14 protein-coding genes are annotated in these 15,320 nt (G+C 58.4%); 13 read left to right on the forward strand and 1 reads right to left on the reverse strand.

From position 1 onward, the window contains the following. The first annotated feature begins 12 nt into the window (after positions 1-12). The 9 genes from purH (at position 13) to FHU41_RS13270 (ending at position 9,603) form a co-directional block, all read left to right on the forward strand. Positions 13-1,638, forward strand: a complete 1,626-nt coding sequence (gene purH / locus FHU41_RS13230; protein WP_179390086.1) for a bifunctional phosphoribosylaminoimidazolecarboxamide formyltransferase/IMP cyclohydrolase — start codon at positions 13-15, stop codon at positions 1,636-1,638. 197 nt (positions 1,639-1,835) lie between these two features. Beyond that, on the forward strand, positions 1,836-2,438 hold the full coding sequence (locus FHU41_RS13235; protein ID WP_179390087.1) for an ABC transporter permease: 603 nt from the start codon (positions 1,836-1,838) through the stop codon (positions 2,436-2,438). A gap of 267 nt (positions 2,439-2,705) precedes the next feature. Then, positions 2,706-3,926 carry an NADP-dependent isocitrate dehydrogenase gene (locus FHU41_RS13240; protein WP_179390088.1) on the forward strand — a complete coding sequence of 407 codons (1,221 nt, stop codon included), beginning with the start codon at positions 2,706-2,708 and terminating at the stop codon, positions 3,924-3,926. A gap of 331 nt (positions 3,927-4,257) precedes the next feature. Continuing rightward, positions 4,258-5,490 (forward strand): branched-chain amino acid ABC transporter substrate-binding protein, encoded by a 1,233-nt coding sequence (locus FHU41_RS13245; RefSeq protein ID WP_179390089.1) that lies wholly within the window; start codon positions 4,258-4,260, stop codon positions 5,488-5,490. A gap of 86 nt (positions 5,491-5,576) precedes the next feature. Further along, complete coding sequence (locus FHU41_RS13250; RefSeq protein ID WP_179390090.1) at positions 5,577-6,596, forward strand: branched-chain amino acid ABC transporter permease; 1,020 nt, start codon at positions 5,577-5,579, stop codon at positions 6,594-6,596. Next, positions 6,593-7,714 (forward strand): branched-chain amino acid ABC transporter permease, encoded by a 1,122-nt coding sequence (locus FHU41_RS13255; protein ID WP_179390091.1) that lies wholly within the window; start codon positions 6,593-6,595, stop codon positions 7,712-7,714. Before FHU41_RS13250 ends, FHU41_RS13255 begins: the two co-directional genes overlap by 4 nt. Then, positions 7,711-8,589, forward strand: coding sequence for an ABC transporter ATP-binding protein (locus tag FHU41_RS13260; protein WP_179390092.1), 879 nt, complete (start codon positions 7,711-7,713; stop codon positions 8,587-8,589). Before FHU41_RS13255 ends, FHU41_RS13260 begins: the two co-directional genes overlap by 4 nt. Beyond that, the gene (locus FHU41_RS13265; protein ID WP_179390093.1) at positions 8,576-9,289 is read left to right on the forward strand and encodes an ABC transporter ATP-binding protein; all 714 of its coding nucleotides are present in this window, start codon (positions 8,576-8,578) and stop codon (positions 9,287-9,289) included. Before FHU41_RS13260 ends, FHU41_RS13265 begins: the two co-directional genes overlap by 14 nt. 44 nt (positions 9,290-9,333) lie before the next feature. Next, the gene (locus FHU41_RS13270) at positions 9,334-9,603 is read left to right on the forward strand and encodes a hypothetical protein (RefSeq protein ID WP_179390094.1); all 270 of its coding nucleotides are present in this window, start codon (positions 9,334-9,336) and stop codon (positions 9,601-9,603) included. A gap of 33 nt (positions 9,604-9,636) precedes the next feature. Here FHU41_RS13270 and FHU41_RS13275 read toward each other — a convergent pair whose 3' ends face one another. After that, a complete protein-coding gene (locus FHU41_RS13275; RefSeq protein WP_179390095.1) occupies positions 9,637-10,743 on the reverse strand; it encodes a Gfo/Idh/MocA family protein in 1,107 nt (368 codons plus the stop codon). Positions 10,744-10,866: 123 nt separating this feature from the next. Between FHU41_RS13275 and FHU41_RS13280 the strand changes: the two genes are divergently transcribed. The 4 genes from FHU41_RS13280 to FHU41_RS13295 are packed head-to-tail and all read left to right on the forward strand — an operon-like array spanning position 10,867 to position 15,172. Further along, positions 10,867-11,967: a permuted SH3 domain-containing protein gene (locus FHU41_RS13280; RefSeq protein WP_484573232.1), complete on the forward strand. Its 1,101-nt coding sequence runs from the start codon at positions 10,867-10,869 to the stop codon at positions 11,965-11,967. A gap of 1 nt (position 11,968) precedes the next feature. Further along, a complete protein-coding gene (locus FHU41_RS13285; RefSeq protein WP_179390097.1) occupies positions 11,969-12,730 on the forward strand; it encodes an ABC transporter ATP-binding protein in 762 nt (253 codons plus the stop codon). Continuing rightward, positions 12,727-13,917 (forward strand): ABC transporter permease, encoded by a 1,191-nt coding sequence (locus FHU41_RS13290; protein WP_179390098.1) that lies wholly within the window; start codon positions 12,727-12,729, stop codon positions 13,915-13,917. The genes FHU41_RS13285 and FHU41_RS13290 overlap by 4 nt, the downstream gene beginning before the upstream one ends. Positions 13,918-13,966: 49 nt before the next feature. Beyond that, positions 13,967-15,172, forward strand: a complete 1,206-nt coding sequence (locus FHU41_RS13295; protein WP_179390099.1) for an AI-2E family transporter — start codon at positions 13,967-13,969, stop codon at positions 15,170-15,172. The last annotated feature ends 148 nt before the right edge of the window (positions 15,173-15,320 follow it).

Here is a 15,320-nt window from a genome sequence, read left to right on the forward strand (position 1 = left end):
TAAACTTGGATGGTGACTCCCACTGAATTCGACCGTGTCCCGATCCGCCGCGCGCTGATCTCCGTCTACGACAAAACCGGTGTGGAGGAATTGGCTGCCGGCTTACACGCCGCGGGCGTGACCATCGTTTCAACCGGTTCAACCGCTGCCCGGATCAAGGCTTCCGGGGTGCCGGTAACCGGGGTCGAAGAGGTGACCGGATCACCAGAAATGCTGGATGGCCGGGTAAAGACCCTGCATCCGCGCATTCACGCCGGAATCCTGGCTGATCGACGGTTGGAGGATCATCTGCAGCAACTCTCCGATCATCAGATCGAAGCTTTTGACCTGGTGGTGGTCAACCTCTACCCCTTTGTTGAGACCGTGCGTTCCGGAGCCAATCAGGACGCGGTGGTTGAGCAGATCGACATCGGCGGTCCCTCGATGGTGCGGGCGGCTGCTAAGAACCATGCTTCTGTAGCCGTGGTGGTCGATCCACGTCGATACTCGGAGGTGCTGCGAGCCACTCAGGACGGCGGATTCTTGCTGACCGAAAGGCAGCAGCTTGCCGCGGCTGCCTTCGCGCATACCGCGAGCTACGATAATTCGGTGGCTTCCTGGACGGCTGCTCAGTTTGGCGATGGCACCGATCCGGAGAATAACTGGCCCCCCTATGCGGGTTTGTCCTTGGAACGCTCCGAGGTACTCCGTTATGGAGAGAATCCGCATCAGGCCGCCGCGCTCTATGTGGACAAAGCCGCGACGCCCGGCATCGCCCAAGCCGATCAGCTGCACGGCAAGGCCATGAGCTACAACAACTTTGTGGACGCCGATGCTGCGCTGCGCGCCGCCTTCGACTTCGACGAGCCGGCCGTGGCGATCATCAAGCACGCCAACCCCTGCGGTATCGCGGTGGCCTCGCCCGGAGCCGTTGATCCGGTAGCCGATGCCCATGCGCGGGCTCATGCCTGTGATCCGATGAGCGCCTATGGTGGCGTTATCGCGGTGAACCGTCCGGTGACCGCAGGGCTGGCGGCAAATCTCAAGGGCGTGCTGACCGAGGTCATCATTGCGCCCTCCTTTGAACCCGAAGCCCTAGAACGACTGAAGCTACGGCAGGACATTCGACTGCTCACCCTGCCCGAAGGCTACCGTCGCGACCCGGCCGAGTACCGGCAGGTTTCCGGTGGTGTGCTGGTTCAGATGAGCGACACCATTGCGGCCGACGGCGACGATCCGAGCAACTGGGAACTTGCTGCCGGCGAGGCTTCCGATGAACAGACTCTGGCTGATCTGGTCTTCGCTTGGCGCGCCATCCGGGCGGTCAAATCCAACGCCATCTTGCTGGCGCACGAAGGAGCCGCGGTTGGCGTTGGGATGGGACAGGTCAATCGGGTCGATTCCTGCAAGCTTGCCGTGGAGCGGGCGAACAGCCTGTCGCTGGATGCGGACGGCAACCCGGTGCAGCGAGCTCGCGGTGCGGTTGCCGCCTCGGATGCCTTCTTCCCCTTTGCGGACGGTTTGCAGATCTTGCTCGACGCCGGGGTACGCGCCGTCGTGCAGCCTGGCGGTTCCAAGCGCGATGAAGAGGTTATCGCGGCGGCGCAGGCAGCGGGCGTCACATTGTATCTAACCGGGGCCCGGCACTTCTTCCACTAGCTCTTCTAAAACGGTGGGCTCTTCCGGCAGGCGGGAGCTCAGTGTTTTAGAACCTTGGCCTGGCGCTGTTCACTAAAACGGTTTGGTGAAGGATGAAATTGGGCCCGCGTCATAGAGGAACTCCCCATGGCGCCCCTGGAGTTTTATGACTAATGTTTAGCCGTATTGCTCATCTGAATCCACTGGGGGATCCTCTTATGCTCGCTGCTTTTGCCTCTTTACCCGCCAAGATAATGTTCAACGACGCGATGACCAACACCATGGTCTGGGGTCTCATCATCGCGGGTGCTCTCATGATTGGCTCTGCCTTTTTGCCGCGCCTGAAGACCGGACAGCGAGTAGCCGCTGTGATCTTCGGCGTACTTTTCCTTGGCTATGGCATTTACGTTTCGTTGCCTTCCACCACGGATATTTTCATCAGCGCGTACATGTTTATCGTGCCTTTCGCGGTGCTGGTGACTAACCTTTCGGCAGCTTTCAAGAAGACTCCTCCGGTGCAGGTGGAAAACCATGGACCGGCGGGTTACTACCCGCAAGGCCAGCCGGGGGCACAGCCGGATCCGAGCCAGGCATACCCCGCACAGGGCCAGGCTTACTCGGCACAGCAGTATCCCGCGCAGGCCTACCCTGCGCAGCCGAATGCAGGTCAGCAGTACCCGAGCCAGCCGTATCCCACGCAGAATGCGCAGGCTGCTCCGAATGTTCAGGACTACCAGCAGCCTTATCTGGGCCAGAACCAGAACCAGCCGTATCCCACGGAGCAGCAAACCGCTCAGCAACCCACAGATCCAACTGCCTAACCGGCCTAACCGGCTTACCGACATAACCGACCCGATCCCGAGCGATCCCGAGCGATCCCGATTTCGGCGCCCGTTTCCCCTAAATGCATCCGTAATTACAGGCGCATTTGGGGGAAACGGGTGCCGTTTTTGGGGCGGCTGAAGCCAGAATCCGGGGGAGCTTCATCGGTGCTAGTGCATCGACGCCTTGCCTCTCGGATTTAGCCCCGATAGGGCGCTCGTGGCATAGTTAGCAAGAGAATCCCGAAGAAAATTCAAGGAGAAGCAGTGTCCAAGATCAAAGTGGTAGGGCCGGTAGTCGAACTCGACGGCGACGAGATGACCCGCATTATTTGGCAGTTCATCAAGGATCGTCTGATCCACCCCTATTTGGACATTGATCTGCGCTATTACGACCTCTCCATTCAGAACCGCGACGCCACCGATGACCAGGTGACTATCGACGCGGCGAACGCCATCAAGGAGCACCACGTTGGCGTTAAGTGCGCCACCATCACTCCCGATGAGGCCCGCGTCGAGGAATTCGGTCTGAAGAAGATGTGGGTTTCCCCTAACGGCACGATCCGTAACATCCTCGGTGGCGTGGTCTTCCGCGAGCCCATCATCATTTCCAATATCCCGCGCCTGGTACCCGGCTGGAACAAGCCGATCATCATCGGCCGTCACGCCTTCGGCGATCAGTACCGCGCCACCAACTTCAAGGTCCCCGGCCCCGGCACGCTGACCCTGACCTTCACCCCGTCCGACGGCGGCGAGGAGATCAAGCAGGAAGTTGTCACCTACCCCGAAGAGGGCGGTGTCGCAATGGGCATGTATAACTTCAACGCCTCGATCAAGGACTTCGCTCGGGCCAGCTTTGCCTACGGCCTGCAGCGCAATTACCCGGTTTACCTTTCCACCAAAAACACCATCCTGAAGGCCTACGATGGCCAGTTCAAGGACCTCTTCCAGGAGGTCTTCGACAACGAGTTCAAGGCTCAGTTCGATGCGGCGGGCCTGACCTACGAGCACCGGCTGATCGACGACATGGTGGCTTCCGCGATGAAGTGGGAAGGCGGCTACGTCTGGGCTTGTAAGAACTACGACGGCGATGTCCAGTCGGATACCGTGGCGCAGGGCTTTGGCTCGCTCGGCCTGATGACCTCCGTGCTGATGACCCCGGACGGCAAGACCGTCGAGGCCGAGGCTGCACACGGCACCGTGACTCGTCACTACCGTCAGCACCAGCAGGGCAAGCCCACCTCGACCAACCCGATCGCCTCGATCTTCGCCTGGACCCGTGGCTTGATGCACCGCGGCAAGATCGATAACACCCCCGAGGTCATCACCTTCGCGGAGACCCTGGAAGATGTGGTTATCAAGACTGTGGAATCCGGCAAGATGACCAAGGACCTCGCGCTGCTGGTCAGCCCCGATCAGGCCTTCCTGACCACCGAGGACTTCCTGGCTGCTCTGGACGAAAACCTCTCTGCGCGTTTGGCTGCATAGACTCATAAAAACAGTCCGGCGAGCATAGTCCAGCCGAGCCAAAGCAGCTAGAAACTTAAGGCGGCGCTCCCTCTTTGGAGGGGGCGCCGTCGTTCGTTTAACGCCTTTCACCCCGGGGGAGGATCAACTCGCTTGCCCGGGGTGACTCACCCAGGTCTATAATGTGACCCGGATCACAATAAGTAACATGATCGACCCTCATTCGTTATCTGATCTTTGCCACAAAATGTGTCCAAAAACACAAAATTGGCTGTAGTGTCAGGAAACATATTCGGTCTGATGCTGGGCTTACTCGCACGCCTGGCACTGATCACAGTTGGAAGGGATATTTATGAACCGGAAGAAAGTGCTCGCCGGCCTGGCGGTTGCCGCCACTGCTGGCTTGCTGATGACCTCTTGTGCCAATCAAGCTAGCTCGGGGGGAAGCAGCTCTGCTGGGGGCGGAAGCGGTATTAACATTCCCGCGATCACTACGGTCGATGTACCCAAGGACGCAGTTCTCCCCAAAGGGGATGGCAAGGCTACCTGCCCGGCGACTACAACCATTGCCTACGGTGGTGCGGAAACAGGCCCCAACGCTCAACTCGGCATCAATATCTTCAATGGCATTCAGTTAGCCATCAACGAGCACAATGAGGCTAATCCGGGTTGCCAAGTTCAGTTCAAGAAGTTCGATACCGAAGGTGATCCGAATAAGGCCACTGGCCCGGTGACTCAGATAGTCTCCGAGTCTGACATCATCGGCGTTGTGGGTCTGCCGTTCTCCGGCGAATCGAAGGCTACCGGAAGTATCTTCGATCAGAAGGGTCTGGTGCACATCACACCCTCTGCCACGAACCCCGGATTGACTCAGAATGGCTGGAAGACCTTCTTCCGAGGCCTCGGTAATGACGCCGTGCAGGGTCCTGCCGCCGCTAAGTTCCTCACGGACAAGTTGAAGGCCAAGAAGATCTACGTGGTTCAGGACGATTCCGATTACGGCATTGGCTTGGGAACCTCCACTACGGCCGCACTCAGCAGTGATGTGCTGGCCGGCAGCGACAAGGTGACCACGGGGCAGAAGGATTTCTCCGCCATCATTTCCAAGATCATGAACTCAAAGGCAGATGCCGTGTTCTACGCGGGCTACTACGCTGAGGGCGCGCCCTTCGATCAGCAGTTGGCCAGCAAGGGCTTCACCGGAAGTTTCGTGGGCCCGGACGGGGTGAAAGACGACCAATTCATCAAGCTGGCCGGCGATGCCTCATCGAACGCCTACTTTACCTGCCCCTGTATCCCGGGCGAGCTGATCCCGACCTTCGAATCAGCGTATAAGAAACTGACCAACTCGGAACCTGGCACCTATTCCATCGAAGGTTATGACGCAACCACCGTGCTGCTGTCCGGTATTGATGCCGGTAAGCAGACTCGTGCGGATCTGCTGTCCTGGGTCAAGAGCTACGACAAGGACGGTTTGAGCAAGCACTACAAGTGGGACGACAAGGGCGAGCTGCAGGCCCCGACCGTCTACGGCTACAAGGTAGAGAACGGCAAGATCGTACCGATCGGGCCGATCGGCGAATAACGCTCATTGCAGGTGTGCTGTGGGGTCCGCAGCTCGGACCCCACAGCACATTTTTTGATTAGCCCTCCCTAGAGCCAGGACACAATATGCTCGCATCTTTCATTCACGCTGTTCCGCAGCTTGTTCCCACCGACGGCGAATGGATTAGCTTCGACGTCGCCTCCTTAGGACAAAATTTCTGGAGTGCCACCTTTGACGGACTGACCTTTGGAGCTATCTACGCTCTGGTCGCCCTCGGATACACCTTGGTTTATGGCGTTCTCAACCTGATTAACTTCGCCCACTCCGAAGTCTTTATCGTCGGCTGTTACGGCGTTGTCTTCACCCTGGCTGGATTGGGCTTCGGTCCCTCAGCTCCTAATCTGAGCATCTGGTCTATCATTCTCAATCTTCTCTTAGCCATGATTGTCGGTATGGCGGCGTCAGCGTTGACGGCCTTCTTACTGGAACGACTGGCATACAGACCGCTACGGAGAAGGAAAGCGCCTCGACTGGTCTTCCTGATCACCGCTATTGGTGCCTCCTTCGTGATCCAATACGCGATCTTCCTATGGCGCGGTCCGAACCCCGAGCCAGCGCTTATTATGTTCAAGCCAACCCCCATTTTTGATGTCTTCGGCACCATCATCGATTCTCAGCAACTGGTGATCGTGATCGCCGCCGTCATCATGATGATCGTCGTTGACCAGTTCATCAGCCGATCCCGCACTGGCCGCGGCATCCGGGCGGTTGCTCAGGATCCGGATACGGCTACCTTAATGGGTGTCAATAAGGATCGGATTATCATCACCACCTTCGTGATCGGCGGCGTACTAGCCGGTGCGGCAGCACTGTTTTATGTGATGAAAATCCCCTCCGGTGTGCAATACAGTGGTGGCTTCGTGCTCGGGATCAAGGCCTTCGCCGCAGCGGTTCTTGGCGGTATCGGAAACGTACGTGGCGCTCTGCTAGGTGGCTTACTACTGGGCGTCATTGGTAACTACGGTCAAATTTTGCTCGGTAACTCGCAGTGGACCGACGTAGTGGCCTTCGTAGTGCTGGTTCTGGTGTTGTTGGTGAGGCCAGAAGGCATTCTGGGAACGTCGCTGGGAAGGAGTAAAGCATGAGAACCTTCTTTACCAATCTTGGTACTCGTTGGAGGGCACTTCCACGGCCACAGCAATGGATGTGGCTCATTATTGCGGTGGTACTGGCTTATTTACTGCCCGTGATTAACCCACCTATCATCTCCACCGAGCCGGGCAATAACTTTGCCATCACCTGTGCTCAGATGGCGGTTTATGCCCTGGTCGCGGTTGGCCTAAACATTGTGGTCGGTTACACCGGTCTGCTGGATCTGGGCTATGTCGCATTCTTCGCGGTCGGTTCCTATGTAGCGGCCATGCTGACTAGTCCGGATTCACCGTTCTTGAAGATTCCCTTCCTCTGGACGGTGCCGGTGGCAATGGCGATCACCATGTTCTTTGGGGTGATCTTGGGCGTGCCAACACTGCGTCTGCGCGGTGATTATCTGGCCATTGTCACCCTGGGTTTCGGCGAGATCGTTCGTATTCTGGCTACCATTATCCCGGCCATGCGTGGTCAGGTTGGCTTCCAGGATGTTGGGCATCCCCCCGGTGAGCAGTCCGATGGGACACCGCTCTTCGCTAATTCCAACGGTATTCCCTGGTATTGGCTCACCCTGACGGTGATTATTATCGTGCTCTTGCTCGTGGGCAATCTGGAACGTAGCCGAGTTGGACGCTCTTGGGTAGCGATTCGTGAAGATGAGGACGCGGCCGAGATCATGGGGGTGCCCACCTTCAAGTACAAGGTCTGGGCCTTCGCGCTCGGTGCTGCCGTTGGTGGTATGGCTGGCGCGCTCTATGGCGGCCAGATTGGATTCGTCAATAACCAGAAATTCGATGTGCAGACCTCGGTGCTTTTCCTCGCCGCAGTTGTCCTTGGCGGTGCTGGGAACAAGGTCGGCGCGATCATCGGTGGTGCTGTGGTGGCCTATATTCCATTACGTTTCACCGCGATTGCCGATTACAAGTATCTGATCTTCGGCTTGGCGCTGGTGCTATTGATGATCTTCCGGACCCACGGCTTGCTGGCCGCCCGGCAGAATCTTCTGGCTTACGGGCGGAGAGCCTATGCCCAGCTAAGAAAGAAGTCCGACGGCGGGTCCCCCCCGGCTGAGCTGAGTCCCACCGTGGTTGAAGGTAAGGAGGCGCAGGCATGAGTACGGATTCCGTGGACGAAGCCGCGCTGGCAGCCGAGGGCGTTGATCTGGAGGTGGCTGAGAAGGCCGCCCCGGATCGGGATTATGAGGTCCAGGTTGGCGACAATCTGATCGAGGTCCAGAACCTCACGGTCAAATTTGGTGGTCTGACCGCACTGGACAATGTCTCCTTCAACATTAAGCGGGGGGAGATCCTCGGGCTCATTGGTCCCAACGGTGCAGGCAAGACCACCTGCTTCAATGCCATGACCGGCGTGTACAAACCCACCAGCGGGAAGGTGCTGCTGGAGGGTCATTCAATCGGTGGGAAGCGGCGACACAAGATCACCCAAATTGGACTGGCCCGGACCTTCCAGAACATTCGGTTGTTCCGTGAAATGACGGCACTGGAGAATGTGGTGGTTGGGCTGGATGCCAGGCACAAGACTAGCGTGGTGGGTGCCTTGTTGAGATTGCCTCGCCACATCCGTGAGGAGAAGTCAGCGATTGAGCGAGGCATTGCCTTGCTGGAATTCGTTGGCATTGCCGATCACGGTGAGACCTTGGCAAAGAATCTGCCCTATGGTTACCAGCGCCGGTTGGAGATTGCCCGAGCCCTGGCCACCGATCCGAAGGTGCTCTGCCTCGATGAGCCTGCCGCGGGATTCAATCCGGCGGAAAAAGAGGAGCTGATGGCGCTGATCCGCACCATTCGCGACGATGGCTACACCGTGTTGCTGATTGAGCACGATATGAAATTGGTGATGGGGGTGACCGATCGGATTGTGGTGCTGGAATTCGGCAAGAAGATCGCCGATGCCCTGCCGCACGATATCCGCGAAGATCCGAAAGTGATTGCGGCCTACTTGGGAGTGCCTGAAGATGACCTTGCTTGAGTTGAAGAACGTCGATGTTTTCTACGGCCGGATCCAGGCGATCAGAGGGATGTCCTTCAAGGTCGAAGAGGGCGAGATTGTCTCGCTGATCGGGGCGAATGGTGCTGGCAAGACAACCACCATGAAAACCATTTCAGGTCTGCTCAATCCGAGCTCGGGATCGATCACCTTCGAAGGTCAGGACGTGACCAAGGTGAAGGCGCATATCCGAGTGGTTCGGGGTATTTCGCAGGCTCCCGAAGGTCGCGGGATTTTCCCCGGGATGACCGTGATGGAGAATCTCGATATGGGAGCCTTCGGCCGCGCCGATAAATCCGGTCTGGAGCAGGATCTAGAGCGGGTCTTCGATTTGTTCCCTCGACTGAAGGAACGGCAGAAGCAATTTGGGGGCACCATGTCCGGTGGAGAGCAGCAGATGCTGTCCATCGGTAGGGCGCTGATGTCCAGCCCTAAGCTGCTGCTACTCGATGAGCCTTCGATGGGTCTGGCCCCGCAATTTATCCGGCAAATCTTCTCGATCATCACCGAGATCAATAAACAGGGCACCACGATCTTGCTGGTCGAGCAGAACGCCAATCAGGCGCTGGCTCGGGCGCACCGGGCTTTCGTTCTGGAGACCGGGGAGATCACGCACAGTGGCACCGGTAAGGAATTGCTCAGCAATCCCGCCATCAAAGAAGCCTACTTGGGTGTAGCCTAAGGCGCATTGGCACCTCAGTGTTGTTCAGTGGATTGAGTTGAAAAATGAAGAATCACAGAATCATCGCCTCTGCCGTGTTGGCGCTGGGACTTTCGATGGGGGCGCTGGCGACGGCGGCCCCCGCCGGAGCGGCCGCGGTCAGCACCGCTCCGGCCAGGCCTGCGGTAGTTGGCGCAACAGAGATGAGCTATTACCCGACCTCGCAGGAGTGCATCAATCGCTATTACGAACTGAAGAGTTACGGCGCAGTTATTGTCCAGACTTGTAGTTGGAGCGATATCTACAAGTGGTACATCCTTTACCGCTGGACCTGAGTCGGGGTATTTAGATCGAGTCGGGTTGGTTACTCAGCGCTGGTCGTTAGGGTAGCTAACGCCTAGTTGCGCCCGCACGCCGTCGAAAAGCCGCATAATATCCAAGGAATCCTGCCAGGGCATGGTGGGGCTTTGCTGGAGTCCTTGTTGGATACATCGGCTGACTTCGCGAAGCTGATAGGTGTAGCCGGAGCCCACCGGGCTGAATTCTTCGCTGCGTTCCTCGTCCCAGCCGGAGCCGTTCCAGCCATAACGGATAGATAAGCCCGAGGGGTTGGGAACAGAGCCGAGTGTGCTCAACCAGCCCTTGCTGCCAGCCACACTGGCCTGCCGGGGTCCTTGGGCCAGCAATGAGCTCATCAACTGAGCATGTGCACCGCGCGAGTATTCCAAGGTGATGGCATTCTGCGCATCCACGCCCCAGTCAGTCAGGGTTCCGCTAGCCTGAACCGAATCCGGTGCGCCCAGCATGCCCCAGGCCCAGACCAGGGGATAGACCGTGAGGTCTAAGAGCGCGCCGCCTCCGGCTTCCGGAGCCCAAATCCGGGAGTTCAAATCTTGCGGTGCCGGAAAGCCGAGGTCCGCGCGTACCCAGTGGATTTCGCCAAGCGCACCACTGGAGACAATCTCCACCGCTCGCTGCACCCCCGGAGTGAACCGAGACCACAGCGCTTCCATTAGGAATAGCCCACGCTCACCAGCCAGCCGAATTAATTCCTCGGCCTCCCGGGCATTGATGGTGAGGGCTTTTTCGCAGAGCACATGTTTTCCCGAGAGTAATGCCGCCTTGGCTACCTCGAAATGTTGACCGTGCGGGGTCCCGATATACACCACGTCGACCAGTGGATCGTCGAACATTCGCTGGTAGCCCGGTACGCCGTCCTGATCCGAATAGCTACTGGCGAAGCCGAACTTTCGCGCGAACTGGGCGGCGCTTTGCTCCGAGCGGGATGAAACGGCCTGCAAAACAGCATCCTCTAGCAGAGCTAAGTCAGCGGTTACAGTGTTGGAAATCGAGCCGGTGGCCACCACTCCCCAGCGCAGCGCTCGGCCGGAAGCGGGCAGGGGGTTCGGCGAACCATCCCCATACCACTCGGGGCGGGCTATAAAGGTGGGGATGGCTGGAGCGTCTGCACTCATGAATTCATTCTTTCATCCTGGAGGATGAAAACCGTTAGCTTCTCTTGTCCGATTTAAGGCGCTGTGGGAGGGTTTTAAATACTACTAACTATTGAGAAACCTCGAGGTGCTCCGGTGAAAATAATGCGTCGGGTGGTATTTCCCGTGCTCTGGCTGGCTGTTTTCGCGATTATTGCGGTGGCTCTGGTGAAGATCGCCTTTGGGAGTGGACTTGAGAACCAGAGCGTGGCCGAAGCTCCCGCCGCTCAGCTGACCCCTGCTACGCTCACCGTTGGCAAAACCACCATCAATAACGTGGTGGAGATAAAGGCTTCCATCCGCAACGATCCGGCAATCCCTATTCTCTCCACCGCAGCTGGCCAGGTGGTGCAACTCTATGTGAAGCTCGGGGAGAAGGTCAGCGTTGGCGATTTGCTGCTTCAGGTGAAGTCTGAGGTGCCGGCCAGTGTGGATGAGAATCTAAAAGCGGCAGCCCAACCGAAGTATCGATACCTCGACGTCGTTGCTGCTAATTCTGGGGTGCTGGACAGTTTTCCGGTGTTGCTGGAGCAGCAGCTCAGCGTGGGACAAAACCTCGGCAGCATCAATCCACAGACGCTCTCCGTTGAGGGTGACATGAGCACCGATCAGCAGTTCCGGCTGATGAAGAAACCTGCGACGGCGGTCGTGACGGTAAACAGCGGACCTGCGCCGTTTGATTGCGTCGGGGTGGCCATCGGAAGCGCGAAGCTTCCCGGAGACTCTGGGAACTCCGATACCTCAGGGAGCTCCGGGGTGAGTGGGACCGGTCTAGGAGCTGGGACCGGGGGCCTTTCAGTGCCGCTGGCACAAAGCGGACCAGGCGGTACCACCGGAAGCGGCTCCGCTGGAAGCGGCACGGCCGAGAACGCAGACACCTCAGGAACGGTGAGTTGCAAGGTGCCCACCGGAACTCCGGTGTTCGCGGGCTTGGGCGCGAAGATCGCGCTGACCGCGGGTACCGCTAAGAACGTGATTGCGGTGCCGCTTTCGGCAGTCAAAGGAAGCTTCCAGAATGGCGTGGTTTGGGTACAAAAGGAACAGCAGGCCGCCGAGGAACGCAAGGTAGAACTTGGACTGAACGATGGAAAGCTGATCGAGGTCATCAAGGGGCTGGCTGAGGGGGAGACCATTTTGCAATATGTCCCCGGTGCCCCGGGTGAGCAGCAGCCGGGGATGCCTGGCGTCATGGTGCAGGGTGGTTGAGATGGCGAGTCCTCGAACGGATACGAAGATTTCGGACCGTAGGGATCAGGAGATCTTGGTCGAATTAGAACAGGTGACCAGAACCGTTGTGCTGCCCAACGACGAACCTTTGCATATTTTGCGTGGCGTTGATTTGTGTTTGCGAAAAGGGGACCACACCGCGATTGTGGGACGCTCCGGCTCCGGAAAATCGACCTTGCTCAACTTACTCGGGCTGTTGGACCTACCTAGCAGCGGGCAGCTCCGCTTTGTTGGGAGAGACGCTGGCAATCTGAGTGAACGGACCCGAGCCAAATTGCGAGGCTCGGCGGTTGGTTTCGTCTTCCAGCAATTCAACCTGTTGCCCGGTCGCTCCGCTCTGGAGAATGTGATGATGCCGCTGCTCTATTCGGCTGGTTCCGCGTTTTGGCGTCGGCGCCGACTGGCTGCGGAGATGCTTGAACAGGTAGGGCTAGCGGAGCGGATGGATACCATACCGGCGCTGCTCTCCGGCGGAGAGCAGCAGCGAGTTGCGATCGCCCGGGCATTGGTCCGGAAGCCGCAGCTAATCTTGGCGGACGAACCTACCGGAGCACTCGACGTCGAAACCGGCCAGAGCGTGATGAAGCTACTGGATGGGGTGGCTGCGGAGAGCGGGGCTGCACTGCTCACCATCACCCATGACGTGAACATCGCGCGACTAGCTCGTCAGCATTATCGCTTGGACGGCGGTGTGCTCACCGAGGATTCTAGCCTCCTTCAGGCCGCTGAGGTGCTGGCATGACCGGCTTCTTCGCCGCCGTGGTTGAGGCCTGGGGCGAGTTCAAAGTGCACAAAACCCGAGTGCTGCTCTCTTTAATTGGCGTTGCTCTTTCGGTAGCAGCGCTCAGCACAGTGGTAGGAATGGGGGACTTGGCCCGAGAGTCGATTCAGCAAAGTCAGGAACGCTCCGGTGGGCGATCGGCTACGGTGAGCGCCTACATCAGCCCGGGTCCCGGTGTCACCATGACGAGTTCACGGCAGAAATTCATAGCGGTGATGAAGCAATACCAGCTGGAGTATTTCAGTACCGAACAGCAATTCCAGCTGTCCTTTCAGTTTCCCAATGGAGTGCAGCAGGCGCAGGCGAGCGCCGTCGATCCAGCCTACGGGGTGATCCATCGTCTCAAGCTGTTCAAGGGTCACTGGTTTGCTCCGGATGACGCGCAGCGGCTGGCGCCAGCCTTGGTAGTCAACCAGACTTTTTACCAGTCAATCGGTAGTCCGAATCTGAACACCGACCCGGAAATCTCCGCAACCGGGGAGAAGGGCACCAGCATGATCATCATTGGCGTGCTACCGAATCAGTATGGACCGCTGGAACCCGCTAGTGCTTATCTACTACCGGAGGCCGCCGCGTCATTGGGAGTGGGTGCCTTGGACGCCGGATTCAACGCTCAAATCTGGTCGCAAGTGGGGCAAGCTGACCAGCTCACCGCTAGCTTAAGAGGGGATCTACAGTCGGCTTTCCCGGCCGCGCAGGTATCGGTCAATCGCTCCGATTACGCAGCCATGGGAGATCCTTATCTGCAGATCGAACTCGTTGTTGGTGCTATCGCGGGGGTGGTGATGTTCCTGGGGATTCTCTCCCTGCTCAATATCTCTATGGTGACGATCAAGCATCGGGTTCGGGAAATCGGCATTCGGCGCAGTTTCGGCGCCACCGGAGCCAGAGTGTTCTTTGGAGTGCTGATGGAGTCCGTGGTGGCGACCACTATTGCCGGGATACTCGGAGTGATGCTCGCCATCGCGATTGTGAAGAATCCTCAATTGGAGTCCTTTATTGGTCCGGGAATCGCGGACTATCCGCCTTTCCCCATCAGTGCTGCCTTGATTGGACTGGCCTCGGCCGTGCTGGCTGGTGCCCTCGCCGGGGCTTTGCCCGCCTTGGTAGCAGTCAGGGTGAAAGTCATCGACGCGATTAGGTTCTAGCTTCCCTGGTAGCTTTCGTTTTGCGCGCTGGATAGGCAAGTATTGATCCATGACCGACCATGAAACAGGCCGTACTACGGCGAAAGCCGCGCAAGAAGCCCAAGACATCCCCTATGCGCTGCGCATTGGGGCGGAATGGGCTTGGCGGCTCGGAGCTATCCTGGTGGTGGCGGGTGGCATTATTTGGCTGCTGCGCTTCGTCAGTTTCCTGATTATCCCGGTGCTGGTCGCCGCCCTTTTGGCGGGCTTGCTGATGCCCGTGGTGAAGTGGCTCGTCCGGCACAAGGTTTCCCGTGGCTTGGCCGTGGCTATTACCGAACTCGGCATGCTCGCCGTCCTGGTTGCCGCTCTCACCCTGGTCGGTAGGCAGCTGGTGGTGGGTTTCCACGACCTTTGGTCCGAGGCCCTACTCGGGGTGCAGAAGGTACAGGACTGGCTATCGACCGGGCCTTTGCATCTTTCCGCAACCCAGATTGACGGCTACCTGCAGCAAGCCGGTAAGGCTCTGGAAGGCAATAGCGACAGCATTGTGAGCGGCGCGCTGTCCTTCGGTAGTTCGGCTGGGCACTTCGGCACCGGACTGATCCTGGCGCTTTTCATTCTGATTTTCTTCCTTCTGGAAGGGGAACGGATCTGGCTTTTCCTGGTGGGACTTATGCCCCGCAGGGCGCGAGCGGCAACTAATGGGGCTGGCCGTAAAGGGTGGGCCTCAATGGTTAGTTACGTTCGGGTACAGGTTTTTGTGGCCTTTGTGGACGCGGTCGGCATCGGTGTTGGCGCGGCAATCTTGCAGGTTCCGCTCGCCTTGCCGCTTGGCGTCCTAGTTTTCCTGGGGTCTTTCATTCCGATTGTCGGTGCCCTGGTGACAGGTGCGGTGGCAGTGTTGTTGGCGCTGGTTGCTAATGGCCCGGTCAACGCCCTCATTATGCTGATCGTGGTGCTCGTTGTACAGCAATTGGAGAGTCATGTGCTGCAGCCCCTCGTGATGGGCAAGGCAGTCTCCCTGCATCCGGTGGCTGTGATCCTGGCAGTTGCCGCGGGGTCCTTCCTGGCGGGTATCCCCGGGGCGCTCTTCGCCGTTCCGACCCTCGCAGTCACCAACTCTGCGGTGAGATATATTGCTGCTCGCGGCTGGGACAAGGATCCCGAGCTGGACCCCGATGCTAAGCCTAGGCCGGAACCCGATTCAGCTGATTCCGCTGGTCCAGATGATTTACCTGAGCAAAGGGGGGAACCCGGGACCCCAACCCCCTGAGTCTGCGGTCTCGCTGGGGCATGATGCCTGGTCCCAGCGAGTTGCCCATCTCGGTGGGACCAAAGATTGAAAGCGGCCTGGAAAGACAAACGACGGCGGTGCCACCTTCGCGAGGTGGCACCGCCGTCGTTCTAGTAGGAAGGCTGGG

Source organism: Psychromicrobium silvestre (assembly GCF_013408295.1).
In the GTDB taxonomy this organism is placed as follows: Bacteria; Actinomycetota; Actinomycetes; order Actinomycetales; family Micrococcaceae; genus Renibacterium; species Renibacterium silvestre.